The sequence below is a fragment of the Lentzea sp. NPDC051213 genome, from assembly GCF_044455585.1.
GTDB lineage: Bacteria > Actinomycetota > Actinomycetes > Mycobacteriales > Pseudonocardiaceae > Lentzea.
The window spans coordinates 509,223-532,586 of record NZ_JBITEX010000001.1; the positions used below are offsets into that span (position 1 = coordinate 509,223).

Annotated in this window: 28 protein-coding genes; 10 read left to right on the forward strand and 18 right to left on the reverse strand. The window is 67.9% G+C overall.

Annotated elements, in window-relative coordinates; translation table 11 throughout:
- Positions 1-64 precede the first annotated feature (64 nt).
- Together ACIA8G_RS02350 and ACIA8G_RS02355 are read left to right on the forward strand one after the other, a co-directional pair.
- Positions 65-2,083: a hypothetical protein gene (locus ACIA8G_RS02350; RefSeq protein WP_396416439.1), complete on the forward strand. Its 2,019-nt coding sequence runs from the start codon at positions 65-67 to the stop codon at positions 2,081-2,083.
- A gap of 10 nt (positions 2,084-2,093) precedes the next feature.
- Positions 2,094-2,774, forward strand: a complete 681-nt coding sequence (locus ACIA8G_RS02355) for an SDR family NAD(P)-dependent oxidoreductase (protein WP_396416440.1) — start codon at positions 2,094-2,096, stop codon at positions 2,772-2,774.
- 5 nt (positions 2,775-2,779) lie between these two features.
- Here ACIA8G_RS02355 and ACIA8G_RS02360 read toward each other — a convergent pair whose 3' ends face one another.
- Entirely contained in the window at positions 2,780-3,985 is a 1,206-nt protein-coding gene (locus ACIA8G_RS02360; RefSeq protein WP_396416441.1) for an RNA-guided endonuclease InsQ/TnpB family protein, read from the reverse strand.
- A 128-nt stretch (positions 3,986-4,113) separates the two neighbouring features.
- Between ACIA8G_RS02360 and dgoD the strand changes: the two genes are divergently transcribed.
- Entirely contained in the window at positions 4,114-5,256 is a 1,143-nt protein-coding gene (gene dgoD, locus ACIA8G_RS02365; protein ID WP_396416442.1) for a galactonate dehydratase, read from the forward strand.
- Positions 5,257-5,260: 4 nt separating this feature from the next.
- Here dgoD and ACIA8G_RS02370 read toward each other — a convergent pair whose 3' ends face one another.
- A complete protein-coding gene (locus ACIA8G_RS02370) occupies positions 5,261-6,001 on the reverse strand; it encodes a hypothetical protein (RefSeq protein WP_396416443.1) in 741 nt (246 codons plus the stop codon).
- The gene (locus tag ACIA8G_RS02375; RefSeq protein ID WP_396416444.1) at positions 5,994-6,746 is read right to left on the reverse strand and encodes a hypothetical protein; all 753 of its coding nucleotides are present in this window, start codon (positions 6,744-6,746) and stop codon (positions 5,994-5,996) included. Before ACIA8G_RS02375 ends, ACIA8G_RS02370 begins: the two co-directional genes overlap by 8 nt.
- Positions 6,747-6,864: 118 nt before the next feature.
- Here ACIA8G_RS02375 and ACIA8G_RS02380 point away from each other — a divergent pair, with 118 nt between their 5' ends.
- Positions 6,865-7,248 carry a hypothetical protein gene (locus ACIA8G_RS02380; RefSeq protein WP_396416445.1) on the forward strand — a complete coding sequence of 128 codons (384 nt, stop codon included), beginning with the start codon at positions 6,865-6,867 and terminating at the stop codon, positions 7,246-7,248.
- 24 nt (positions 7,249-7,272) lie between these two features.
- Here ACIA8G_RS02380 and ACIA8G_RS02385 read toward each other — a convergent pair whose 3' ends face one another.
- The 8 genes from ACIA8G_RS02385 to ACIA8G_RS02420 form a co-directional block, all read right to left on the reverse strand.
- Positions 7,273-7,965: a GvpL/GvpF family gas vesicle protein gene (locus ACIA8G_RS02385; RefSeq protein ID WP_396416446.1), complete on the reverse strand. Its 693-nt coding sequence runs from the start codon at positions 7,963-7,965 to the stop codon at positions 7,273-7,275.
- Positions 7,962-8,303, reverse strand: a complete 342-nt coding sequence (gene gvpJ / locus ACIA8G_RS02390; RefSeq protein WP_396416447.1) for a gas vesicle protein GvpJ — start codon at positions 8,301-8,303, stop codon at positions 7,962-7,964. The genes ACIA8G_RS02385 and gvpJ (ACIA8G_RS02390) overlap by 4 nt, the downstream gene beginning before the upstream one ends.
- Positions 8,300-8,569 carry a gas vesicle protein K gene (locus tag ACIA8G_RS02395; protein ID WP_396416448.1) on the reverse strand — a complete coding sequence of 90 codons (270 nt, stop codon included), beginning with the start codon at positions 8,567-8,569 and terminating at the stop codon, positions 8,300-8,302. Before ACIA8G_RS02395 ends, gvpJ (ACIA8G_RS02390) begins: the two co-directional genes overlap by 4 nt.
- The gene (gvpJ, locus tag ACIA8G_RS02400) at positions 8,566-8,724 is read right to left on the reverse strand and encodes a gas vesicle protein GvpJ (protein ID WP_396416449.1); all 159 of its coding nucleotides are present in this window, start codon (positions 8,722-8,724) and stop codon (positions 8,566-8,568) included. Before gvpJ (ACIA8G_RS02400) ends, ACIA8G_RS02395 begins: the two co-directional genes overlap by 4 nt.
- Positions 8,717-9,400, reverse strand: a complete 684-nt coding sequence (locus ACIA8G_RS02405) for a GvpL/GvpF family gas vesicle protein (protein ID WP_396416450.1) — start codon at positions 9,398-9,400, stop codon at positions 8,717-8,719. The genes gvpJ (ACIA8G_RS02400) and ACIA8G_RS02405 overlap by 8 nt, the downstream gene beginning before the upstream one ends.
- Positions 9,397-9,720, reverse strand: a complete 324-nt coding sequence (locus ACIA8G_RS02410; protein ID WP_396416451.1) for a gas vesicle protein — start codon at positions 9,718-9,720, stop codon at positions 9,397-9,399. Before ACIA8G_RS02410 ends, ACIA8G_RS02405 begins: the two co-directional genes overlap by 4 nt.
- Positions 9,717-10,019 carry a gas vesicle protein gene (locus ACIA8G_RS02415; protein WP_396416452.1) on the reverse strand — a complete coding sequence of 101 codons (303 nt, stop codon included), beginning with the start codon at positions 10,017-10,019 and terminating at the stop codon, positions 9,717-9,719. The genes ACIA8G_RS02410 and ACIA8G_RS02415 overlap by 4 nt, the downstream gene beginning before the upstream one ends.
- A 151-nt stretch (positions 10,020-10,170) precedes the next feature.
- Positions 10,171-11,244, reverse strand: coding sequence for an ROK family protein (locus ACIA8G_RS02420; RefSeq protein ID WP_396416453.1), 1,074 nt, complete (start codon positions 11,242-11,244; stop codon positions 10,171-10,173).
- Between the two features lie 88 nt (positions 11,245-11,332).
- Here ACIA8G_RS02420 and ACIA8G_RS02425 point away from each other — a divergent pair, with 88 nt between their 5' ends.
- A complete protein-coding gene (locus ACIA8G_RS02425; protein WP_396416454.1) occupies positions 11,333-12,517 on the forward strand; it encodes a YbiU family protein in 1,185 nt (394 codons plus the stop codon).
- 67 nt (positions 12,518-12,584) lie between these two features.
- The gene (locus tag ACIA8G_RS02430) at positions 12,585-13,391 is read left to right on the forward strand and encodes a leishmanolysin-related zinc metalloendopeptidase (RefSeq protein ID WP_396416455.1); all 807 of its coding nucleotides are present in this window, start codon (positions 12,585-12,587) and stop codon (positions 13,389-13,391) included.
- A gap of 19 nt (positions 13,392-13,410) precedes the next feature.
- On the opposite strand, the gene ACIA8G_RS02435 is transcribed toward ACIA8G_RS02430, so the two are convergent.
- From ACIA8G_RS02435 to ACIA8G_RS02460, 6 genes are read right to left on the reverse strand one after another with little or no spacing between them, the layout of a single operon-like run.
- Entirely contained in the window at positions 13,411-14,661 is a 1,251-nt protein-coding gene (locus ACIA8G_RS02435; protein WP_396416456.1) for a sensor histidine kinase, read from the reverse strand.
- Positions 14,658-15,350 carry a response regulator transcription factor gene (locus ACIA8G_RS02440; protein WP_396416457.1) on the reverse strand — a complete coding sequence of 231 codons (693 nt, stop codon included), beginning with the start codon at positions 15,348-15,350 and terminating at the stop codon, positions 14,658-14,660. The genes ACIA8G_RS02435 and ACIA8G_RS02440 overlap by 4 nt, the downstream gene beginning before the upstream one ends.
- Entirely contained in the window at positions 15,350-15,832 is a 483-nt protein-coding gene (locus tag ACIA8G_RS02445; protein ID WP_396416458.1) for a hypothetical protein, read from the reverse strand. The genes ACIA8G_RS02440 and ACIA8G_RS02445 overlap by 1 nt, the downstream gene beginning before the upstream one ends.
- Positions 15,833-15,842: 10 nt before the next feature.
- On the reverse strand, positions 15,843-17,033 hold the full coding sequence (locus tag ACIA8G_RS02450; RefSeq protein WP_396416459.1) for an ABC transporter permease: 1,191 nt from the start codon (positions 17,031-17,033) through the stop codon (positions 15,843-15,845).
- Positions 17,030-17,710 carry an ABC transporter ATP-binding protein gene (locus tag ACIA8G_RS02455; protein WP_396416460.1) on the reverse strand — a complete coding sequence of 227 codons (681 nt, stop codon included), beginning with the start codon at positions 17,708-17,710 and terminating at the stop codon, positions 17,030-17,032. The genes ACIA8G_RS02450 and ACIA8G_RS02455 overlap by 4 nt, the downstream gene beginning before the upstream one ends.
- Positions 17,707-18,831, reverse strand: coding sequence for an efflux RND transporter periplasmic adaptor subunit (locus ACIA8G_RS02460; RefSeq protein WP_396416461.1), 1,125 nt, complete (start codon positions 18,829-18,831; stop codon positions 17,707-17,709). Before ACIA8G_RS02460 ends, ACIA8G_RS02455 begins: the two co-directional genes overlap by 4 nt.
- 130 nt (positions 18,832-18,961) lie before the next feature.
- On the opposite strand from ACIA8G_RS02460, the gene ACIA8G_RS02465 reads away from it, so the two are divergent.
- The 4 genes from ACIA8G_RS02465 (at position 18,962) to ACIA8G_RS02480 (ending at position 22,634) form a co-directional block, all read left to right on the forward strand.
- Positions 18,962-19,810, forward strand: a complete 849-nt coding sequence (locus tag ACIA8G_RS02465) for a helix-turn-helix domain-containing protein (protein ID WP_396416462.1) — start codon at positions 18,962-18,964, stop codon at positions 19,808-19,810.
- The gene (locus ACIA8G_RS02470; protein ID WP_396416463.1) at positions 19,785-19,958 is read left to right on the forward strand and encodes a DUF397 domain-containing protein; all 174 of its coding nucleotides are present in this window, start codon (positions 19,785-19,787) and stop codon (positions 19,956-19,958) included. Before ACIA8G_RS02465 ends, ACIA8G_RS02470 begins: the two co-directional genes overlap by 26 nt.
- A 57-nt stretch (positions 19,959-20,015) precedes the next feature.
- The gene (locus tag ACIA8G_RS02475; RefSeq protein ID WP_396416464.1) at positions 20,016-21,593 is read left to right on the forward strand and encodes a hypothetical protein; all 1,578 of its coding nucleotides are present in this window, start codon (positions 20,016-20,018) and stop codon (positions 21,591-21,593) included.
- Positions 21,594-21,695: 102 nt separating this feature from the next.
- Entirely contained in the window at positions 21,696-22,634 is a 939-nt protein-coding gene (locus ACIA8G_RS02480; RefSeq protein WP_396416465.1) for a trypsin-like serine peptidase, read from the forward strand.
- Positions 22,635-22,641: 7 nt separating this feature from the next.
- Here the strand turns inward: ACIA8G_RS02480 and ACIA8G_RS02485 are convergent, their stop codons facing one another.
- Entirely contained in the window at positions 22,642-23,361 is a 720-nt protein-coding gene (locus tag ACIA8G_RS02485; protein WP_396416466.1) for a uridine kinase, read from the reverse strand.
- Positions 23,362-23,364 lie beyond the last annotated feature (3 nt).

The window sequence follows — 23,364 nt, forward strand, 5'->3', positions numbered from 1 at the left end:
CCTCGCTGAACATAAATTAGTATTTATTCTTGACACCCGAAGTTGGCCGGGGGAGGCTCATCGCATGTCCATTCGCAGAGTCGCGCTGGCCATCACACTGATGACCTTGGTCGCGACGCCCGCCGCATACGCAGGCGACGATCAGGGAGCGCCCACCTACTACGACAGTGGTGTGGCCAAGACGCCCTACATGGGCTGGAACACGTACTACGGTCTCGGTGCGCCGAACGAGAAGGACATCCGCGGTGTCGCGGACTACCTCGTCGGCAGCGGCCTGCGCGACGCGGGCTACCGGATCGTGTGGATCGACGGCGGCTGGACCGCGCCGACCCCGCGGGACGCCGCGGGGAACCTGGTGGAGGACCCGGCGAAGTTCCCGAGCGGTCTGACCAGGCTGGTGCGGGACCTGCACGCCAAGGGGCTCAAGGCGGGCATCTACACCGACGCCGGTCCGTCCGACGGCAAGAACTGCGCGGCCGGCAGCGGTGGCGGCTACTACGATAAGGACGCGAAACGGTTCGCCGACTGGAAGTTCGACGCGATCAAGGTCGACTTCCTGTGCGGCATCTTCGCGAACCTGAAGCCCGCGCAGGCGTTCGCGGACCTCAGCAGGGCCATCCAGAAGACCGGCCGGCCGATGATCCTCAACGTGTGCAACCCGGTCTCGGAGGAGTGGGGCGTCCCGCACGAGCCCGACCAGCTCGCGGGCTTCTCGTACACGTTCGGGCCGCGGGTCGCGGACTCGTGGCGCACCACCACGGACATCGCGTTCGGTACGCCGTACGAGGGCATCTGGCGTGAGGTGCTGCGCAACATGGACCGCAACGCTGCACACCCCGAGGCGCAGGGACCGGGCCACTACAACGACCCGGACTACCTGATCCCGATGCGCAAGACGCAGCAGGGCACCTACGAGCTCAACGAGGAGGAGTCCACCTCGCAGTTCGTGATGTGGGCGCAGATGTCCTCCCCGTTGATCATCGGCTCGGACCCGCGCACGCTGCCGCCGTCGATGGTCGCCACGTTGAAGAACCCCGAGATCCTCGCCGTCAACCAGGACCCGCAGGCGATCCAGGGCGTGCGGGTGGCGTCGACCGGTGACACCGACGTGTACAGCAAGGTCTTGTCCCGCAAGGGCGAGCGGTCGGTCGTGCTGCTCAACCGCCGTGACGTCCCCGCCGAGATGACGGTGAACTTCGCCGACGCCGGTCTGAAGGGCACCGTGTCGGTCCGCGACCTGCGGGCCCGCGCCGACCGCGGCACCGCCTCCGGCAAGTACACCGTCACCGTTCCTCCGCACGGCACGGCGATGGTCAAGCTCCGCGGCACCGACCTCGTGCCCGGCGACGCCATCGGTTCGGACGCCACCGCCTCGCCCGCGATCGCCCGTGTCGGCGACGAGTCGCTGGTGTTCTCCCGTGGCATCGGCGGCGAGCTGCGGGTTCTTCGCGGCGGCAAGTGGTCCGGCCTGGGCAAGGCGATCCAGGGCCAGCCGGCCGTCCGCACGGTCGGGGCCGACCTCGAGGTGACCGTGCGCGGCACGGACAACAAGGCCTGGCAGCGGACGCTCCACAACGGACGCTGGGGCTCGTGGAAGTCGCTGGGCGGCAAGCTGACCGACGCGCCCTCGGTCTCCTCCGACGGAACGATCGTGGCCCGCGGCGCAGATGGCCGCGTCTGGCGGTACACCTACGGTTCGTGGCAGTCCCTGGGCGCGCCCGGTGACGCCCCGATCTACGGCCGGCCGAGCGTGGCGGGCGGTGTCGTGGCAGTGCGGACCGCGGCCGACGCCGTGTGGGTGCGCCCGGTCGCCGGCGGCGAGTGGACGTCACTCGGAGGCGTGATCTCCGGCAGCCCGACCCTGGTCGAGTACCAGGACCGGATCTACCTGTTCGCGCGGGCAGGCGACTACACGCTCTGGCAGATCAACCGTTCCGCGGGCACCTGGGGCGGCTGGTTCAAGCGCTCGGAGTTCCCGAGCAACTCGCTGGTCGGCGCAGTCGGTGCTACTGCTGGTCCGGACGGCTCCGCGTGGACAGTGGTGCGCGGGCCGGACAACAAGGTCTACCGGCAGACGCTCTAGGAGAACTCGCATGAAGTGTGCGGTGGTGTCGGGTGCGGCAGCGGGAATCGGTGCCGCGACGGCGAAGCACCTGACCGACAACGGCTACGCCGTGATCGGCATCGACCTGACCGGTGATGTCGCCGTCCGCGGCGACGTCAGCGACCCGGCGACGTGGCAGCGGGCGGTGGAACTGTGCGACGGCCGCGTGGACGCGTTGGTGAGCAACGCCTACACGGCTGTGGTTTCGCCACTGGACCTGACGACGCCCGCCGAGTGGGACCGCCAGCTCGCGGTCAACCTCGGCGGCGCGTTCCACGGCCTGCAGGCGTGCCTGCCGTTGTTGCGTTCTTGCGGCGGTTCGGTCGTGCTGGTTTCGTCGGTGCACGCGCACTTCGGCATCCCCGGCCACGGCGCGTACGCGGCCTCGAAAGGCGGGCTGGTGGCCCTGGCCCGCCAGCTCGCCGTCGAGTACGGGCCGGAGGTCCGGGTCAACGCGGTGCTGCCCGGTCCCGTGCTGACCGCGGCCTGGGACCGGGTCTCCGTCGAGGACCGGGAACGCAGTGCCCGAGCCACCCCGGCCGGCCGCCTCGGCGACCCGGCCGAGGTGGCCTCGGTGATCGGTTTTCTGGTGTCTCCGGCGGCGTCGTTCGTGACGGGCGCGGAGATCGTGGTCGATGGCGGCTGGTCCGCGGCGAAGGATTCTTCTTGACTTTCTCATCCTTGTGGACGAGGGGATTCCTGCGGCTCACGCCGCAGGGCTTTCTGCTTCGCCGCCGACTGCCCGCTCGGAACGTTCCGTTGAGGTCTTACATCGGCTCCACAGACTGTCACCGCCAGCCCGGCGGCCAAGATGTTGCGGGCAGTGTTGACGTCCCTGTCATGGGTCGCTCCGCAATCACAGGTCCACGTGCGCACGTTCAGCGGCATCGCTGTCGCGAGGGCGCCGCAATCAGAACACAGCTTGGAGGACGGGAACCATCGATCTACCGTGATGACTTTTCGCCCATACCAAGCCGATTTGTACTCCAGCATGTGCCGGAACTGTCCCCAGCCGGCGTCACCGATGGCGCGAGCAAGTCGGCGGTTGCGGATCAGGTTGGACACGGCCAAGTCCTCGATCACGAGCGTTTGGTTCTCACGCACGAGCCGAGTGGTGATCTTGTGCAGGTGGTCCGTGCGCCGATCCGCGATCCTGGCGTGGACGCGGCCGACCTCGACCCTGGCCTTGGCCCTGTTGTTGCTACCGATCTGCTTGCGGCACAGAGCTCGCTGGGCTCTGGCGAGCGTGCGCCGATCGCGGCGTTCGTGCCGGGGATTGGCGATCTTCTCTCCGGTCGAGAGCACGAGCAGGTGGTCGATACCGACGTCGATGCCCACGACCGAGTCGGCGGCAGGCAGCGGCATTACCCGTGGGTCTTCGCACAGGAGCGAGACAAACCAGCGTCCGGCCGCGTCCCGCGACACGGTCACAGTCGTGGGTACGGCATCCTCAGGCATCGGCCGAGACCAACGGATGTCCAACGGTTCAGCCATCTTCGCCAGTGTCAACACGCCGTCACGCCAGCGGAACGCCGAACGCGTGTACTCGGCACTGGAGCGCGACTTCTTCCGCGACTTGAAGCGCGGGTAGCGGGCACGCTTCGCCCAGAAGTTGTAAAACGCCGCTTGGAGATGCCGCAGCGTCTGCTGCAGCGGCACCGACGACACCTCGTTGAGGTATGCCAGCTCCTCGGTGCGTTTCCACGCGGTCAGCAGCGCCGACGTGGCGCGGTAGTCGATCTGCTTGCGGCGCTGGTTCCACGCTTCCGTGCGGGTTTGCAATGCGAGGTTGTAGACCTTGCGAATACACCCGAACGTGCGCGACAGCTCCGCAACTTGAGCCGCGGTCGGATAGCAGCGGTACTTGAACGTCCGCTTCACCTGACTACCCACAGTTCAGAACCCAGCAGTTGCTGTGCGGTCCCAGATGCACGGTTGTCCCCGCTTTGCCCTGTGGGGATTCGATTCCACCCCGCCCTGCCGGACGGGATCTTTTCGGAGGACTTCAGATGAAGGTGACGGGCGTCGAGACGTTCCTGGTCGAGCCCCGCTGGCTGTTTCTGAAGGTGAGCACCGACGAGGGGGTGTCCGGCTGGGGTGAGCCGGTCGTGGAGGGCAGGGCCGACACGGTTCGCGCGGCCGTCCACGAACTGGCCGAGCTGGTGATCGGCCAGGACCCGCTGCGCGTCGAGGACCTCTGGCAGGTGCTGCGCCGCGGCGGCTTCTACCGCGGCGGCCCGGTGTTGTCGTCCGCGTTGTCCGGCTACGACCACGCGTTCTGGGACATCGCCGGCAAGGCCCGCGGCGTGCCCGTGCACGAACTCCTGGGCGGTCCGGTCCGCGACCGCGTGCGCGCCTACTCGTGGGTGGGCGGCGATCGCCCGACCAGTGTCTTCGAGGCCGTGACCAGGCAGGTCGAGGCGGGCTTCAGCGCCGTGAAGATGAACGCCACCGCGGAGATGCGCCCGATCGCCTCGCCCGCGGAGGCCAACGCCGTGCTGGACCGCGCGCGCGAGGCTCGTGAGGCGCTCGGGCCCGACGGTGATCTCGCGATCGACTTCCACGGCCGCGTTTCTCCCGCCATGGCACGACGTCTGGTGCGCATGCTCGAAGAGGTGCAGCCGATGTTCGTCGAGGAACCGGTGCTGCCCGAGCTCCCGGCCGAGGTGCTCGCGTCGGTGGTCCGGGCGTCGACGGTGCCGATCGCGACGGGGGAGCGGCTGTTCTCGCGGTGGGAGTTCAAACCCATGCTGGACGCCGGCGTTGCTGTTGTGCAACCCGATCCGTCGCACGCGGGCGGCATCTCCGAACTGCGGCGCATCGGTTCGCTGGCGGAGATCTACGGCGCCTCGATCGCGCCGCACTGTCCACTTGGGCCGATCTCGCTGGCGGCGTCGCTGCAGGTTGCCTTCACAACCCCGAACTTCCTGATCCAGGAACAGAGTGCGGGCATGCACTACAACGGCACCGACCCCACGTACCTGGTGGACATGGCGCCGGTGCGAGTCGTCGACGGGTGGATCGCCCGGCCTACCGGGCCCGGTCTGGGTGTCGAGGTCGATGAGGTGGCGGTGCGTCGGGCCGCCGAGATCGGTCATGCGTGGCGGTCGCCGATCTGGCGGCACGACGACGGCAGCTTCGCCGAGTGGTGAGGTGTCAACGCGAGGCCCTGGCGCGACCGCTGTAGGTCAACGGGAAGACCGCGTCCGAGCAGCCCTTCGGAACGGTGTTGCTCACCTCCACCTCGAAACGGACGATCTCGCTGTGTCCCGCGGGGACGTGCAGCCGCTCGTTGACGGGTGCGACCTGCAGAACACCCGCCGGACATTCGGTCAACCGTTGGCCACCCACGACGTAGGGCTGTCCTGGCACGGCCCCCAGGTTCTCCACGTCGATCGCGACCTTGTTCGGGTTGCTTATCCGCACGAGTCGCTCACCGACGTTGCCCGGACGCAACTCGATGGCGTCTCCGGTGATGTCGCTGATCTCGAAGGGCTTCAGCGTCGCGTTGCTGTCATCGAACACCTCGCCGGTCGCCCCGTAGGCGGCGACCTTGTATCCCATAGGAGCAGGGGTGTAGGCGATCGCGGCCACGAAGAACGCGAGCGAGGTAAAGGCACCCGCCGCAGCTCTCACGACTGTCCAGTTCACGTTCACGACCGGCAACCGGCCCACTAGCCACATCCACAGGTGAGGGGCGGCAAGGGCTGGCACGGACGCGGTGCTGAAGGTCGGCGAATTGACGCCGTCCGGAATCGAACCCTGACGCGATGTGCCCGAACGCATCGTCCTCACCAGGTCCGGCGTGGCGCCGTACCTCTCCATCAGTGAGGTGAACGCGGGCGAGATCGTGCCGTCGTAGTCGGGCCGCATGCGCGAGATGTTCCGGTCAGCCATGGAAGCTCCACCATCCGCGAGGTGTCGGCCCGATCAGGTACATGGCCGTGGCGAGGTCGTTGAGGATTTGCCCCATCTGCGGGCTGTTCATGTCGACGAGCTTCAAGGGGCCGGTGATGGACGCGCACCCGACCGGTCGTCCGCGCTCGTTGAAGATGGGCTGGGCGACGATGCCGTCAGGCCGTTCCGCTCGCATCAGTTCACCCCATGACAAGCCGTACCTGTCCTGAGGGCGTCGCTGTTCCCAGGCGGATTTGCCCTGACTCACCGCGGACTCGACGAAGTCCTTCCACTCCGCGGCGATGATCGCCTGTTCCGTGAACGTGTGTCCCACGATTCCGGTCCGCGTCCGGATGTACGGGTTCAGGTTGATCGGGCGAGCGCCCGCCCGCACTCCGCCCACGCGGATCAGCTTGCGCCATCGACCGAAGAGCTTCGACCGGTAGAAGGTCACCGCGATCTCGTCCCACGGCGTGCCGAACTCGGTGACGACCGAGGTGACGGTCGCCGCGAAGGCCGCGTTGAGGTTGCCGCCGTATGACTTGATCTGGTTGGCCTGGAGTGCGTGGGTCACCGCGATCGTCGCGTCGTGCACAACGGTGATGGCCAAGACTGTGACGCTCAGATAGAGCACGACCGAGCGGGCATCCCAGAACGACTTCTCCGGCAGGTTCAGCTGGGCGAGCGTCACCGCGGAGGCTGCGCACGCTGTCAGCGCCGCCCGGACGACCTTTCCAGCGATCATGTTGGTTCACGTCGCCTTGGCGCGTGGTGGCGTTAGCAGTAACGGGGAGCGTCACCCGCACAGCCGCATTGATATCAGTAATGAGCGAAATTAGACCGTTTGGTCTAGCGTGCGATAGGTGATCAAGCTACGACAAAAGCTGAGTTCTGCCGCTCTCGCTGTGCTGGTCTCTGGGGGCCTCACGATCGTCGCCACGACGCCCGCTCACGCCGAGGGCAAGTGGTGCAACAACCAGACGTGCATCCAGTCCTACGACAATGGCACTTATCTGGGCAGGCTCGAGGTGTCGATCTGGACCCAGAACCAGGCCGGTCGGGTCAACGCCAAGGTGTGGAGCTCCAACGGCTGGAGCCAGTGGACGCACACCGAGAACGTTGGCGTGTTCACGACCTACCGCGGCTGGGTCTACCCGCAGAGGCAGTTCCCCAGCCAGACCCGGATCTGCGTGGAGGGCTTCAAGAGCGGCGGCAGCTATGGTCTGCCGTGCTTCACGGTGGTCTAGCGCGACGCCGAGGGTGACGGGGACCTACCAGCCCCAGCGGGAAGCGGGCGGGCTGTCGTGCGGCGAAAGCTCCAGAAAGTGGAACGCGGGCAACGGTCCGGTGCAGATGGCCGTGACTCCGCCGAGCGCGGCGACGGCGCCGCGCACGGCCTCGACCTGATCCAGCGGCACCAGGAACGCGCGGTGTTCCTCGGTGTGCTCGGGCGGGTCGAGCAGCGCGACCGAGGAAGCGACCGCCGACACCGGGGCGAGCAGTGTGTCGGCCAGGGTCCGGCGCCACGCCACGATCTTCCTGGCGATCTGCTCGCCTTGCGCGATGACGGTGGCCATGTCGGCGTTGCCGGTGAGCGCGAGGTCGTCGTAAACCGCACGCAGCGCAACGTCTTCGTCGAACATCAGGCGCACGTGCATCTCGGCCACGCCGTCGAGCCGTGTCAAGTGGTCTCGAAGCGCCGCCACGCCCAGCGCGAGCGCCGCGGTGCGGGCGGAGGTCTCGTCCACCGCGGTCGTGCCGATGCGCAGGGGGAGCACGGGACCGCCCGGCACCAGCGCGCACAGGCCGGCCAGCGCGGCGGTGGCCTCCTGCTCGGTCAGCGCGCGGTCGTCCCGCCGGTCGCTGACCACCACGGCGAGATCCTCGACCTCGACCAGGCGGAACGGCGAGCCGGCCGGCAGGCGGTGGTTCGCCCGCACGATGCCGTGCAGGTGCAGGCTCACGACTGCGGAGCCGGGTCGGCCGGCGGGGCCGCGGTGACCACGGCCGGGGTGACGACGGCGGGGACCGCGGAGGCCAGCAGGCCGTAGGTGCCGCCGATGCCCTGCGACATGGGCACCGGCGCCACCACACCCCGGCGGGCTGCGTCGAGCCGTTGCATCGCCTCCAGGTAACGGATGTAGGTGTCGACGCTCGCGATCACGATCTTGATCTCGATGGACAGGATCTCGATGCCGATCAGCGAGACCCGCACCGTCGCGTCGATCACGAGTCCCTTGTCCAGCAGGATGTTCAGCACGTCGGCGAGGCCGCCGGAGTTGGGGATGGCGGGAGCGGTCATGATGATGTCCTCTCTTCGTCCAACAGGCTCGCGATGTCCACCGGCAGGCGGACACCAGAGGAGTCCGGCTCCCCGAGTGCTTCGCGCAGGGCCGCGAACTGGCGTTGCAACGAGATCAGCGCCTGGCCGAGGTTCTCCACCTCCTCGTCGGTCAACGTGCCCGCGTCCACCCGGCGCAACGCCTGGCGCTCGAGCAGTTCGCACACGATCTCCAGCACGGCCACGACAATGCGGCCGAGTCCGCGGCCTGCGTCCTGCGCGCTCATCGGACGCTGCCGAGGCCGATCAGCAGCAACCGCAGGTCGAGCCGGATCAGCTCGACGCCCGCCAGCGTGATGACCACGTCGCCGCGCACGACCGCTCCCTGGTGCACGACCCGGTCGAGCAGGTCGACCAGGCTCGCGGTGCTGGGCTCAGGCATCGGAGAACTCCACTCTCGTGAACGAGTACGGCGGCCAGGGTCCGGTGATCTCCGCTGGCAACCCCAGTTCCCCGGTCAGCCGGCGGACTTCGGCGTGGAAGTCCTCCTCGGCGTCGGTATCCACCAGGTAGGCAGCTTCGAGGAGCACATCGCCCACGTGCTCGCGCCGCGTGCTTTCGGCGACCTTCTGGGCCAACGTCTGGTGCACGGTCGCGGCGGCGTGCCGGGCGTCCTCTGCGGCGGTGAGCCGCTGACGGCGCAGCGCGAGGTAGGCCGTGCCCGACACCTGGTCCAGGTCCACCTGCTCGCGCGCGGCGGTGCGCAGCCGCAGACCCCATTCCCGCCGCCCCGCCACGCGGCCGAGCCACGCCGACGCCTCCTCGTGCCGGGCGTCGAGCAGCCGCCGGGCGGCGTCGGTACCGTCGAGGACGGTGCCGAATCGCAGCGGTAGCACCGGTTCCTGCTCGAACACGGCACGGACGACGGCATCGTGCTCACGGACCAGCACGGCCAGCGGTCCGTCCTCGGCGGGCTCGTCGAGCTCGAGGCCGGTGAACCGGTCGAGATCGACGTCGGCCACCACGAGCGCGAGACCGCGGTGCCTGATCAGCGAGGGCCCGATGAGGTCGATCGCGCTGTCCCTGGTGATCGCGTAGGCGTACAGGCCGAAGCTCACGATCGTTCCTCCAGCGCCCGCTCCAGCGCAGCCAGGCGATCCCGCAGGTCGGCGTTCTGCTCGGCCAGCTCCTTCATCTCGGTCGCACCGGCCACCGCTTTGGGCGTGAAGAACGGGTCGTTCGTCCACCAGTCCATCCCCATTTCCCGGGCGGTCTGAGCAGAGGCGATGAACAACCGCACGCGTAGTGTGAGCAGCTCGATGTCCACCACGCAGACAGCGATGTCCCCGACTATCACCACACCTTTGTCCAGTACCCGTTCCAATGTGTCGGCAAGCGAACTGGATCTGTCGTTCACCTTTCGAAACCATCCCGTCACATGTCGGTCGTTCCACGGGTATAGCGCCTGAGGCGCTCGCAGCCGTACAACTCACCGGCCACATCGACATCGACTCGATAGGTAGCCATCACACTGGTCGTCGCCGGGATGCGCTCGAGTTCGAGCACGTCAACGAGCACAGACCAGCCTCCGTCCGGCAGCGCGCGCACCCCCGAAACGGCCTCCGGCGCCCGGCCGATCAGAGCACCGAGCTGCTCCATTGCGGCTCGAATTGCGAATACCGCCGACAACTTCTCGGGTTCACCGGATGGCGGAGAATCGTTCGAATCGACACTCACCTGGATCATCTTACGGACGCAGGTCGGAATGCGTGAACAGAAAGAATTAACAGGCCCGTCTGCAGTGCCGATAATGTCGAATACTAGCCCGTCCGGATCATTCGCCGCAGACTTGTGGACGTGTCAATACGTCCATCGGAAGGCAAATGCGTTAAGCGCGCGACGCTTCCACCAGTGCCGTCCGCAGCCGCTTCAAGGCCTCCGCCCGTGCCCCGGTCAACGACGGTTCCGCCACTGACGCGCCCACCACCCCGACCTGCCGCGGCAGCCTCGAGCACTCCGCGGTGATCGCATCGAGCAACGACGGCCCCCACGTGCCGCCGACCACCACGACCTCGGGGTCCGCGAGCGTCACCAACGCCGTGACAACACCACCGATCGCCCGCGCCAGCACCTCGGGATCCGCCGCCCGCAGCCGGGCCACGTCGATCGCGGTCGAGCCGGACCGCCGCAGCCCGAGCTGACCGAACACCTCGATGAACGGCATCGCCGAACCGGAAGGCCCGACCGTGATCACGTGCGCGATCTCGCCGGCCAGCCCCGCGTGCCCGCGCCGCACCTCGCCATCACTGACGAGCGCGCATCCCAGGCCCTCGCCCAGGTACAGGTAGGCGAAGTCCGCGACACCGATCGCCGCGTGCTCGGCCTGAGCCGCCCAGTTCACGTCGTTGTCCACGATCACCGGCCCGTGCAGCAACGGGCTCAGCACCTCGACAGGATCGAGTTCACCCACGAGAAACGGCGAGTCAGGCAGCTGCACGAGCCGGCCAGTGCTGCGGTCCACCGGATCGGCCGCGCTCACCGTGCAGAGCCGCACGTTGTGCGCCGCAACGGTTTCCGCGGCGATCGACGGCAGCACCGCGGGCACCTCGGCCGGTGAGTCGATCGGGTGGTGCGTGCGGCCGACGACATCGCCGTAGGCATCGACGCACTCGGCGGTCACACCGCCGGGCGCGATGGTCACGACCAGCGCGACGCCCACATCGGAAGCAAGGCTGTAGAACGACCCGACCCGCCCCTTGCCGCGCCCGCCCGGAGTGCGTTCGCCGGTGTCGGCCACCAGGCCGCTCTCGACCAGGCGCCGCACGCTCTCGCTCACCGTCGGCTTCGACAGGCCCGTGGTGGTGGCCAGTTCGGCCCTGGTCAGCTTCCGTTCGGACATCAACGAGCGCAGCACGTGCTCGTCGGAGATCGAGCGCAGCAGTTCCTGGGACGGCCTGGTCACGCCGCGCACTCTAGTTAGAGGGCTTGCCTACAAGGCCGCGACACGCTTATGGTTCTAAGTTAGGAGGCCTTACTGGAAGGAGTCGGAAGTGCTGCCGAACTGGGAGACCACCCCCGCTGACCTGCCGAAAGCAGTCCGCGAGGTGAAAAAGGCGATCCGCGCACAGATCGAGTCGTCCGGACGGACCGTCGACGAGGTGTTCGCGGTCGTCGAGAAGCAGATTCGCCAAGAGGTCGACGACATCCGCGCCACCGGCGCCTGGCCGGTGGTCGACTACGCCGACATCGAGGCCGGCACCGCGGACGCCGGCCTGATCCGCCGCCGCGGCTGCCTGGTCGTCCGCGGCCACTTCGACCGCGAGCAGGCTCTCGGGTGGGACAAGTCCATTGTGGACTACGTGGAGGGCAACCGGTTCTTCGAGAACTACCGCGGCCCCGGCGACGACTTCTTCGGCAGCGTCGGCTCGAAACCGGAGATCTACCCGATCTACTGGTCACCGGCCCAAACCGAAGCCAGGCAACACACCCGCATGGCCACCGTGCAGAAGTTCCTCAACGGCCTGTGGAAGCACGACGGCTGGTTCGACCCAGACCGCGACGTGGCCTACCCGGACCGCATCCGACGACGCCCGCCCGGCACCGACTCGAACGGCCTCGGCACCCACCTCGACCCAGGCACCCTCGACCTGTGGATGACGAAGGAGTACCAGCAGGCGTTCCGCCACCTCTTCAACGGCACGGTCGAGCAGTACGACCCGTGGGACGCCGCGCACCGCACCACCGGCCCGCAGTACCCCGGCACGACGATGTGCTCGGTGTTCCGCACCTTCCAGGGCTGGACCGCGCTGTCCGACATGCCGCACGACCAGGGCGTCCTGCACACCGTGCCGATCCCCGGCGCCATGGCCTACCTGATGCTGCGCCCGCTGCTGGACGACGTGCCGGACGACGACATGTGCGGCGTGACCGTCAACCAGGTGTTCCCGGTCAGCGAGAAGTGGCACCCACTCCTGCTCGAAGCGCTGAGCGGCATCCCGGACGTCCAGGCTGGCGACTCGGTGTGGTGGCACTGCGACATGATCCACAGCGTCGCGCCGGTCCGGGACCAGCAGGGCTGGGGCAACGTCATGTACATCCCGGCGGCGCCGTGGTGTGTCCGAAACGAGCGCTACGCCGAGGAAATCCGCCACGCCCAAGCGACTGGTTCCAGCCCGAGTGACTTCCCCGAGGAGCACTACGAACGCGACTGGCCCAACCGCTCACGCCCCGAATAGGCATACCTTATGCGTCTGAATGAGTGATTCGGTGTTACGTCGATCGGTCCTGAGCGACTAGTTGCACATGAAGGTCTACACAGCCCGTGCCGACGCGAGTCGTGCGTTGCAGATCGCGGAGACCACGTCGCCGTTCGTCATCACCGTCCAGTTCGTCGGTGGCTTGACGCCTGCCCAGCAGGCCGCGTTCGCCAGAGCGGCTGATCGCTGGGCCAGGGTCATCGTCGGCGACCTGCCGGACGTGGAAGTGGACGGCGAGATCATCGACGACGTCCTGATCCTCGCCGAAGGCGCGGACCTCGGCGGGGCAGGCGGCGTGCTCGCGGAGGCGGGACCCACGCATGTTCGCGTCGGTGGCCTGCCCTGCAAGGGAATCATGCGGTTCGACACGGCCGATCTCGAGCAGATGGAGCAGGACGGCACGCTCAACGACGTGATCACCCACGAGATGGGACACGTGCTCGGTATCGGCACCATGTGGGCTGAGATGGGCCTGATCCAGGACATCGGCACCGACAACCCCCTGTTCACCGGACGGCTGGCGATGATCGAGTACGGCCACCTCCGCGGCGGTCTGGCCGAGATGGTGCCCGTGGAGAACGTCGGTGGCGAGGGTTCTCGGGACAGCCACTGGCGGGAGAGCAAGTTCCGCAGCGAGCTGATGACCAGCACGATCGCGGGCCAGGGCAACCCGATCAGCAGGCTCACCGCGGGCAGCCTCATCGACATCGGCTACCAGGTCGACCTGGAGGCCTCCGAGCCCTACGCGCTGCCAGCGCCGGTCGGGCCTGCTGCCGTCGGTGCTCCACGCCCGCACAAGCTCATCGTGCGGCCGGCGAGACACGAGGTCATGCCCGCCGAACCAGTCGGCTGATCGATGATCAGAGCTGGACCTAAGCCGGTAGCAGTACCCGGAACACCGCACCCTCACCCGGCGCGGTCTCCAGCTCGATCCGCCACCCGTGCGCCGCCACCAGCGCGGCCACGATCGCGAGCCCCAGCCCGGTACCACCGGGCCCACGAGCGGAATCCGCGCGGTAGAACCGTTCGAACACCCGCGAAGCCTGCTCCGCCGGCATCCCCGGCCCATGATCAGCCACCTCGATCACCCCCGGCGCGAGCCGGACGGAGATCGGCGAACCGGCAGGCGTGTGCGTCAAAGCGTTGTCCAGCAGGTTGGTCAGCACCTGCCGCACCCGACCGTCATCGCCCTGCACCAGAACAGGACCCGAAGGCAACTCCAGCGACACAGCCCGTTCCGGATCCCGCACCCGCGCCTCATGAACGGCATCGGTGACCAGCACGACCAGGTCCACAGTGGACAACGACAACGGTTGCGCGGAATCCAGCCGGGCCAGCTGCAGGAGATCGTCGACGAGCAACCCCATCCGCGCGGCCTGGTCCTCGACGCGCCGCAGCACGTCACCCGCAGCCGAAGTGGCGCCCTGCCGGTAAAGCTCGGCATAGCCCCGGATAGACGTCAACGGTGTGCGCAGCTCGTGTGACGCGTCGGCCACGAACTGCCGCATCCGGTTCTCGGAGCTCACCCGCACCGCGAAGGCCTGCTCGATCTGCCCGAGCATGGTGTTCAGCGCCGAAGCCAGCCGCCCGACCTCGCTTCCCGGCTGCCGCACCGGCACGCGCCGCGACAGGTCGCCGGCCGCGATCTCCCCGGCGACCTGCTCGACCTCCTCCAGCGCCCGTGTGGAGGCACGAACCAGGGCGTACCCGGCCATTCCCACCAGCACCAGGGCGCCGAGGCTGATCAGCAGGAACGCCACCCGCAGGTCGTCGACGGCCTTGTCCACCTCCGACTGGTCCGTCGCCGCGATCAGCTCGGTGCCCTCGAAAGACCGCATCACCAGCCGGTGCGACCCCACGGTGACGTGCTCGCCGGACGTCAACGACCCATAAGGAGGCAACCCCTCAAAAGGAGTCCCGGACAGCACGCCGGAAGCGTCGCGCAGGACCATGTTGTCCCGCATCGGGAACGGCCGCGGCGCCGACACCGCCCGGTCCAGCCGGGAGTCGAGCTGGCCGAGCAGGTAGTTCTCCATCACCTTCGAGCCGACCAGCCACGTGCTGAACAGGCCCGCGGCCGCCAGGGCGACGAGCACGACCACCAGCCGCACGCGCAACGTCATGGGCGAATCATGTATCCGATGCCTCGAATCGTGTGGATCAGCCGCGGTTCCTGAGCGTCCACTTTGCGCCGCAGGTACGAGATGTACGACTCCACCACGCCCACATCACCCTCGAAGTCGTGGCTCCACACCTGGTCCAGGATCTGCGCCTTGGACAGCACCCGCCCGCTGTTGCGCAGCAGGTAGTGCAGCAGCCGGAACTCGGTCGGCGACAGGTCCACGACCCGCGAGCCGCGCCGCACGATGTGGCTCTCCACGTCCAGCGACAGATCACCGCAGGTCAGCTGCTGGCTCTCGGCGCCGGGGCGGGTGCGGCGCAGCACGGCGGTCACGCGCGCGATGACCTCCTCCAGGCTGAACGGCTTGGTGATGTACCCGTCGCCGCCGATGGTCAGGCCGGTGATCCGGTCGTCCTCGCTGTCGCGCGCGGTCAGGTACAGCACCGGCACGTGCACGCCACCCGAACGCAGCCGGCGCACCACCTCGAACCCGTCCCGGTCGGGCAGCATCACGTCGAGCAGCACCAGGTCCGGCGAATCGGTGCGCGCCAGCAGCAACGCCTCGCCGCCGGTCCCGGCGCTGGTCACGGTGAACCCCGCGAACCGCAGGCTGGCGCACAGCAGTTCGCGGATGCTGGGTTCGTCCTCGACGACGAGCAACCGGCCACGTTCCACGCGTTGATCCTGCATCACCCGGTGGTCGGCCGCTGCGTGATGGTCTGCCCGCTCACGGTGCCGTCCGTGCCCGCCTGGCCCTGCACGACGATCTGCTGGCCCGCCTTCAGATCAGCGAGCTTGCCCGCCGAGGTGATCTCCACCTTCGTGGTGTCCGAAGTGGACACCTTCACGATCTCGCCGTTCTGCGTCTTCACGAACACCGTGGTGCCCTCGATGTGGTCGATCGTGCCGGCCGTGCCGCGGCCGAAGCCGCCGTTGGGCCGTTGCTGGGCGCCGGAAGGCGGGGTACCACCGGGCACCCGGCCCGCCGCGGTCTGCCTGGCCGGGGTTTCCGCCGCGCCGAAGGACTTCTGCACGAACACCCCGCCGACGAACGCGACGATGGCGAGCACCGAGACCCCGAGAACGACCGTGGTCTTGCCGAAGCCTGCCTTGCGTTCCTGCAGCTCGGCCGACAGATCGGTCTCGAGCGGCTGGTCGAGTGGGTTGGTCACGGAACTCTCCTTATTCATGCCTGAGGGCTTCGATGGGGCGGAGCTTGGCCGCGCGCGAAGCCGGGTAGCTGCCGAAGAACAGGCCGATCAGCGCCGACACCGCGAAGGCGAGCAGCACCGACGACGGCACGAGAACAGGTTGGATGCCGGCGATCATGAACCGGCTGCCGATCACCCCGGCGGCGACGCCCAGAGCGCCGCCGAACAGGCTCAGCAGCGTGGCCTCGATCAGGAACTGGCCGAGGATCGACGACCGGGGCGCGCCGACCGCCTTGCGGATGCCGATCTCGCGGATCCGCTCGGTGACGGTCACCAGCATGATGTTCGTGATGCCGATTCCGCCTACCAGCAACGAGATCGCGGCCACCGACGCGAGCAGCACGGTGAACGTCTCGGTCGTCGCGGTCCGCGCGGTGAGCAACTGGTCCTGCGACAGGATCCGGTAGTCGGCGGCACCGGTGATCTTGTGGCGGCCGTTGAGGACCGTGGTCACCTGGGCCTGCGCGTTCGGCAACGCGTCCGCCGACTGCGCCTGCACGACGATCTGGGTCAGGCTGCCGTAGCCGGTCAACGCGTTCTGCGTGGTCGTCAGCGGTGCGACGGCCATGTCGTCGGCGTCCTGCAAGCCGCTGGAACCCTTGGCGGCCAGCACTCCCACGACGGTGAACGGGATGTTGTTGACCAGCATGGACTTCCCGACCGGCTCAACACCGGGGAAGAGCTGCGTGGCGACGGTCGCGCCGATCACCACGACCTTGCGGGCCTGCTGGACGTCGTTGTCGGAGAACAGGTTCCCCTGCGCGACGGCGCTGTTCGTGGTGTTGAAGTAGCGCGGATCGGAGCCGATGAACTGCGCGACGTCGTGCGTGGTGTCGCCGTAGCCCGCGGTCGCCTGCGCGGTCACCACCGGCGACGCGTACTTGACGTCGGGGGAGTCGGCGCCGACCAATGCGGCCGCGTCCGCCGTGGTCAGCGGCTTGACGGTGGTGCCGGGCTGGGCGCGTTGCGGGCTGATCGTCAGGATGTTCGTGCCCAGCCCGGCGATGCTCTGCTGCACCGCGCTGGATGCGCCGTTGCCGACAGCGATCAGCAGGATCACCGACGCGACACCGATCAGGATGCCCAGCGTGGTCAGGCCGGACCGCATCTTGTTCGCGGTCAGGCCACGCACCGCGAACGCCGCGATCTCAATGACTCTCACACCAGCACCCCCGCAACCCGGCCGTCCACCACTCGGACCGTGCGCATGGCGTGTGCCGCGACCTCGTCTTCGTGCGTGATCAGCAGGACCGTGCGGCCGCTGGCGTTGAGCCGGTCGAGAATGCCGAGCACCTCACGGCTGGAGTCCGTGTCGAGGTTTCCGGTCGGTTCGTCGGCGAGCACGATCGCCGGCGAGGTCACCAACGCCCGTGCGATGGCGACGCGTTGTTGTTGCCCGCCAGACAGTTCGTTGGGCCGGTGGTGTGTGCGGTCCGCGAGCCCGACCAGGTCGAGGGCCGCCAGCGCGCGCTCACGGCGCTGGGCACGTCGAACTCCCGCGTACACCAACGGGAGTTCGACGTTCGCGAGTGCCGTGGTGCGCGGCACCAGGTTGAACGACTGGAAGACGAACCCGATTTTCCTGTTGCGCAGCAACGAGAGCTGCTCCTCGTCGAAGTCGCCGGTGTCGATGCCGTCCAGCAGGTACGTGCCGGACGTCGCCACGTCGAGGCAGCCGAGGATGTTGAGCAGCGTCGACTTGCCGGAGCCGGACGCGCCCATGATCGCGATGTACTCGCCCTGCTCGACGGTGAGGTCGAGGCCTCTGAGCGCGTGCACGGCCGTGTCGCCGGAGCCGTAGGTCTTGCGGAGGTTCTGGACCTCGATGACCGGGCTCATCGACCGGTCCCGGTGAAGCCGCCGCCCGTGCGGTTGCCGGTGCCGGTGCCGGTTCCGGGGAGGGTTCCGCCCTGCTGAGGCTGACGGTTCGTGTTGGTGGACGTCGTCACCGGCGGCAGCACGACCTCTTCACCGGCGGTCAGCCCGGTCTTGATCTCCACGTACTGGTCGCCCCGCACGCCGATCTCGACCGTCTTGCGGGTCTCCGCGCCGTTCGCCATCACCGCCACCGAACTCGCACCGCTGACGGTCTGCACCGCTGCCGCGGGCACCGCGAGCACGTTGGACGCCTGCGCGACGGTGATCTCCACGCTCGCCGACTGACCCGGCCGCAGCCCGGCCGGCGGCTCGGTCAACGCCAGCGTCACGCCGTACTGCACGACGTTGTTCGCGGTCGTGGGGGTGAGGTCGACCGAGGCGACCTTGGCCTGGACCGGCGTGCCGGACATGGCGTTGACCGCCACGGTCGCGGCCTGGTCGGTCTTGAGCTTGCTGACGTCGGACTCGGAGACGTTCGCGTGCAGGACGAGGTTCTTCAGGTCGGTGACGACGACGAACCCGGACGGAGCGGTGGTGGTCGTGGTGGTGCCGGTGCTGGTGGAAGTGTTGCCGCTGCTGACCTTCTGCCCGACAGCGCCGGTGATCGACGTGATCGTGCCGTCGCCGGGCGCGGTCAGCTTGGTGGAGGCCAGCGCGTCCTTCGCCTGCTGGAGCGCGAGCTGGGTCTGCTTGTAGGCGTTGAGCAGCGCGGTCGTCGAGGTGCCCTTCTCCAGTGCCGCGTTGAGGTTGCCCTGGGCGATGTCGACCTGCAGCTGAGCCTGTGTGGGATCGAGCTTCGCGAGCTGCTGGCCCTTCGTCACGACGTCGCCGACCTTGACGTTGACCTCGGTCACCGTCCCGGTGGTGCCGAACGACGCGGCCGCGCTGAACGAGCTCTGCACCGTGCCGGAGGCGGTCACGACCTCGCTGACGTCCCGGTTCGCGGCGGCCGCGGTGCGTGTCGCGGTGGTCTGGGCACTGCCGGAGGAACCGAAGAACACCAGGTAGCCGGCCACGCCGGCGCCGAGGAGCACCACCACCAGCAGTCCGTTGATCAACAAGGATCTGCGACGTCGAGTCATGGGCACGGAGCTTCGTCTGCCAAGCTGTAGATGGGCTGCGAGATTCCTGGCAGTTTCCTGATGATCGCTATCTTGTTTTCACCCGAATGAGCACCTTGTTGCTCTTCGAGCAACCTCTAGCGTCGACGGCATGGCCACGACCACTCCATCCACCGCGTACAGCAGGGACTTGGGCGACGAGCTGCGCCGGTTGCGGGAGACCTGCACCAAGCTGACCGGCGCCGCGCTCGCCGTCCGGCTCGGCTGGGACCCGAGCAAGGTGTCGACCATCGAGCGCGGCAAGTACCGCCCGAGCGAGATCGACCTGGTGCAGTACCTGACGATGTGCGACAAGGACACCGACTTCTTCGACGACTTCAAGCGGCGCTACCGCAACGCGTTCGAGGAGTACATCGTCCAGGTCTCTGACAACCTGCGCACGCTGGCGATGGCGGAGTCCACGGCCAAGACGATCATGCGTTACGACACGCAGTCGGTGACCGGTCTCCTCCAGACCCCGGAGTACGCCGACGCCCTCTACCGGATGGGCGGATTCGTGGCCGAAGAGCGAATCCCGGCGCTTGTGCAGTTCCGGACGGACCGACAGTCGATCCTGCGACGGCACGATCGGCCGACTTGCTTGTTCTACATCCATGAGCACGCGTTGCAGACCCAGGTCGGGGACGACCGGATCATGGCGGATCAGTACGCACGGCTGCTGCGCAGCGTCCACCTCTTCCGGATCATCCCTGCCGATGCGCCTGTGGTCGCTTCCAACTGCACGCTGTGGGAGTACGAGAAGGCGATGCCGGTGGCGTTCATCGAAGGCGACCTCGTGAACGTGTTCGTGCAGGATCCCGGCGCCATCGTGAGGGCTCGTCTGCTGTTCGACCGTTTGGCTGAGGTCGCCTTGGATGCGGAACAATCGCGGAGCAAGCTGGCGGAGTACGCCGGCAAACCGCGAGAGGAACTCGATGACGCAGGAACGCGTATGGCGTAAGAGCAGCCACAGCGGTGCGACGGAGGACGGGGACTGCGTCGAGGTGTCGCTCGCCCACGACGCCCTCGTCCGCGACTCGAAGAATCCCGCCGGAGACGTCCTGACCTTTGGTTTCGCGGCTTGGAAAAACTTCCTCGAAAATCGTTGAACCTTCCACCGTCCCACCACGTGTTCCCGCCGTCGAAGATGATCGAGGGGACGGGCCATGGCAGACGAGAAGACGGTGTTGATCGGCCGATGTGGCCCGACGGTGAAGCTGCCGAAGCAGGGGGCTTCGGTCACGAGGCTGCCGCGCAAGGCGCCGCTGCGGGTCGACGTCGCGGGTGGGGGCCCGGTCGGTCTGGCGTTCGCCTGCACGCTGAAGTCGATGCTGGGCGACCAGGTCGCACTGCGCGTCTACGACCGTCGCTGGATGCGCCAGGGTGACCGCATCGTCTGGCGCGGCGCCGCCGAGGGCAACAACCGCCGCGAGCAGGTCGTAACGCTGCAGAGCAACGTCTGGGCAGCCCTCCCCGCCGCCGTGCAGCAGCGCCTGTTCACGCCGGGCAAGTTCTCCGAGATGTGGCCGCTCGGCCCGGACTCGCCCGAGTCGAAGGGCCGTCCGCGCAACATCAAGATCCGCTGGATCGAGGACGCCCTGCTGGACATGGCGCAGGACGTCTACGGCATCGAGGTCCTCCCGCAGGCCTACGAGGTACCCGCGCGCTGGGACGGCCGCCACGTGCTGGCCATCGCCGACGGCGCCAGGTCCGCGACCCGCGACGCGCTGAAGGACCACTTCGGCACCCCGAGCCGCGAACTGTTCTCAGTGGACGGTTCCCCGCTCGATGAGCGAGTCCTGGGCATCCGCGTCACCGCCAAGGTCCCCGACGAGCACACCGTGCCGTTGACGGTGGGCCAGAACAGGTTCCTCTTCAACTCGCTCGGCGGCGGCTTCATCAACATGCGCCTGACCGCCGAGGAGGCCTCCGAGATCGTCGCGCTGGGCGAGAACGGCCCGGTGTCGTGCATCGGCAAGTTCGGCTGCACCATGCGCCCCAGCGGAACCCGCTTCGTCTGCGACCGCCACCGCGCGGTCTTCAAGCCCTCCGTCGACAAGCTTTCCTACCTGTGGCCCCGAATCCTCGACGGCCTGCGCTTCTTCGGCGTAGGCGCGGCAGACGTCGTGGGCATCAACTCGTTCACGCTGGGCATGCAGCAGATGTCGAAGTTCACCGCCCAACTCGCTCCCTCGACCTTCGGGTTTCTCTTGGGCGACGCAGCCAACTCGCTGCACTTCTGGCCCGGCCGTGGCTTGAACACCGGCCTGAAGAGCGCCCTGTCGCTCGCCGTGAACCTGCAGAAGCGCTGGCGCGGCAACGCCTTCCGCGCCGCCGACTTCGCGCAGCACGAGGGCATCATGCAGCAGCTCCAGTACCGCGAGAAGTCCCGCGCCTGGACCACCATGCTCATGCCCGACAGCGAAGGCGTGCCGCGCGGCATCGAGGACCGCATCCGCGAGGGCCTGCAGGGCCCGTTCGACCGCGCCGCCCTGGTGCAGACGCTGTTCGAGCGCGTGATGGAGATCAAGAAGCGCCTCGGCGACCGGATGGGCTCGCTGGCCACCGACGAGTGGTACTACGGTCGCATCAACGCCATGGACGTCCGCACCCTCAAGGTGATGGTGGAGTCCGGCGCCTGGATCACGCGCGAGATCGGCGGCGAGGAAGTGGTCATCCCGTCCGCCGAGTCCGCCGCCGTTGTCTCTGAGCCGGTGCGTCGCGGGTTGTCGCTGGTCAGCTAGACCCGTCGTTTGGCGACACTTTCGCGCACGGTGCGTGCCCTTTCGGTTAGTTGCACCGCGAAAGCATTGTCGCCCTCAAACCTGCATGCGTAGGGTCCCGCGATGTCGATCAGCCAGATCGGAGATCGTTGGGAGCTGGGAATGCTGCGGAAACGCTGGGCCGGCGTGGTTCTGATCGCGACGGTCGGCTGGTCGGCCGTCGCCTGCATAGCACCCGGAATTGGCGCGGAGCCCCCAGCGGCTCCAGCCATCACGAAGGTGGACTTCACGCCGCAGGAGCGCGCGGAGGCGCTTGGGTACTGGACCCCTCAGCGGATGAAGCAGCTCGGCGTGGACCTCGACCTGGGCCCCACCGGGCCGATCGCCCAGAACTGGTCCGGGGTGCAGATGAAGACCATCGGCAGGCTGTTCTTCGTCCACGGTGACAATGGCAAGGACAGCTACTGCACAGCGACCTCGGTGCACAGCGACAACCGCGATGTCGTCCTGACCGCCGCGCACTGCGTGCAGAAGGGCAGCGCTCCCGCTTTCCCGTACACGACCATGGTCTTCGTTCCCGGATACGACAACGGGAAGGTGCCCTACGGTGTGTTCCCGGTCCGTTCCTTCCTCATGCCGACATCGTTCGTCAACGAGTCCAAGAACGACGTGGCCGCCCTCGTGGTCGACCCTGTCGACGGAAAGCATGTCAACGACGTGGTAGGGGCGCAGCGGGTGGCCGTCGGCCGGAAGCCGGGGAAGCAGGTCGTCAGCTTCGGCTATCCCGCCTCGAATCCGCAGCTGGGCGAGCAGCTGATGCACTGCGCCGGGAAGTCCGCGGTCGACCACACCGTCACCGATCCATCGAATCCGCATCAGCTGGTCCGCTGCGACATGACGGGCGGCTCCAGCGGCGGCCCGTGGCTCGCCGACCTGAACACGAATACCGGCCAGGGCATCGTGGTGTCTGTCAACAGCAGCCTCGGCGTGCCGGACACCATGGCCGGCAGTGTGTTCGGGGACGAGGTCCAGCAGTTGCTCCTCGAGGCCTCGAGGAGCTGAGGACAGATCAGTCGCCGCTTGAATTGCGCGGTCTGGCCAGGTAGTGGTCCGGATCGATTCGGAGTGCGCCGATCCGTCGCAGCACCGGGTTCGCGATGTCCTCGTTGCTGAGCACGATCGTCGCGCGCCGAGCGGGTTCGACCTCAGTGAGGTATCGGCGACTGGCCGCGTGATAACGCTGGTCGAAGGCGCGCCCGGCCTGTTCCAGCCCGCCGAGCAACTCCGCATCCCGGCGCGTGCCGCGCTCGCGGGCGACCTCGAACGGCGTGTCGACGAAGACGACCTCGTCCCACGTCAGCTCGCGCTGCAGGAAGCTGCCGTCCACCACGAGCACCATGTCCTCGGCAGCGGTCACCGGCGGTTCGTCGATCGCGGTGTCGGAGGCGAGGTCGATGATCCGCTGCCGATACCGCCGATCCCCGCCAGGCCCGAGCGGCTCCAGCACCAAACGGGCAAAAGAGGCGAAGTCGTAGGCATCGGCGTAGTAGCCGTCCGCCGAGTCCCGCCCCTGCCGATGCCGCACGACCCGCGGATTGTGGAACCCGTCCATCGACAGGTGCGCCGCCGGGCGCCCACGAGCGACAACGGCGGCCGTCAGCTCGCGGGCCAAAGTCGTCTTGCCCGAAGCCGTGATCCCGTCCACCGCGACCCGCAACGGATGCCCTGGCCGCAGCGCAGCGAGATGATCGGCGATCCTGCCCAGCACCCGGTCTCGTGGAGTGATCATGAG

Excerpts from the sequence above, each read along its gene's own strand:
- ACIA8G_RS02395 (WP_396416448.1), bottom strand. The coding sequence starts at position 8,569 with ATGAGCGCGCAGGACGCAGGCCGCGGACTCGGCCGCATTGTCGTGGCC.
- ACIA8G_RS02470 (WP_396416463.1), top strand. The coding sequence starts at position 19,785 with ATGACGCAGGAACGCGTATGGCGTAAGAGCAGCCACAGCGGTGCGACG.
- ACIA8G_RS02475 (WP_396416464.1), top strand. The coding sequence starts at position 20,016 with ATGGCAGACGAGAAGACGGTGTTGATCGGCCGATGTGGCCCGACGGTG.
- ACIA8G_RS02485 (WP_396416466.1), bottom strand. The coding sequence starts at position 23,361 with ATGATCACTCCACGAGACCGGGTGCTGGGCAGGATCGCCGATCATCTC.
- ACIA8G_RS02350 (WP_396416439.1), top strand. The coding sequence starts at position 65 with ATGTCCATTCGCAGAGTCGCGCTGGCCATCACACTGATGACCTTGGTC.
- ACIA8G_RS02430 (WP_396416455.1), top strand. The coding sequence starts at position 12,585 with ATGAAGGTCTACACAGCCCGTGCCGACGCGAGTCGTGCGTTGCAGATC.
- ACIA8G_RS02440 (WP_396416457.1), bottom strand. The coding sequence starts at position 15,350 with ATGCAGGATCAACGCGTGGAACGTGGCCGGTTGCTCGTCGTCGAGGAC.
- ACIA8G_RS02455 (WP_396416460.1), bottom strand. The coding sequence starts at position 17,710 with ATGAGCCCGGTCATCGAGGTCCAGAACCTCCGCAAGACCTACGGCTCC.
- ACIA8G_RS02370 (WP_396416443.1), bottom strand. The coding sequence starts at position 6,001 with ATGGCTGACCGGAACATCTCGCGCATGCGGCCCGACTACGACGGCACG.
- ACIA8G_RS02480 (WP_396416465.1), top strand. The coding sequence starts at position 21,696 with ATGTCGATCAGCCAGATCGGAGATCGTTGGGAGCTGGGAATGCTGCGG.
- dgoD (WP_396416442.1), top strand. The coding sequence starts at position 4,114 with ATGAAGGTGACGGGCGTCGAGACGTTCCTGGTCGAGCCCCGCTGGCTG.
- ACIA8G_RS02375 (WP_396416444.1), bottom strand. The coding sequence starts at position 6,746 with ATGATCGCTGGAAAGGTCGTCCGGGCGGCGCTGACAGCGTGCGCAGCC.
- ACIA8G_RS02355 (WP_396416440.1), top strand. The coding sequence starts at position 2,094 with ATGAAGTGTGCGGTGGTGTCGGGTGCGGCAGCGGGAATCGGTGCCGCG.
- gvpJ (WP_396416449.1), bottom strand. The coding sequence starts at position 8,724 with ATGCCTGAGCCCAGCACCGCGAGCCTGGTCGACCTGCTCGACCGGGTC.
- ACIA8G_RS02460 (WP_396416461.1), bottom strand. The coding sequence starts at position 18,831 with ATGACTCGACGTCGCAGATCCTTGTTGATCAACGGACTGCTGGTGGTG.
- gvpJ (WP_396416447.1), bottom strand. The coding sequence starts at position 8,303 with ATGACCGCTCCCGCCATCCCCAACTCCGGCGGCCTCGCCGACGTGCTG.
- ACIA8G_RS02435 (WP_396416456.1), bottom strand. The coding sequence starts at position 14,661 with ATGACGTTGCGCGTGCGGCTGGTGGTCGTGCTCGTCGCCCTGGCGGCC.
- ACIA8G_RS02465 (WP_396416462.1), top strand. The coding sequence starts at position 18,962 with ATGGCCACGACCACTCCATCCACCGCGTACAGCAGGGACTTGGGCGAC.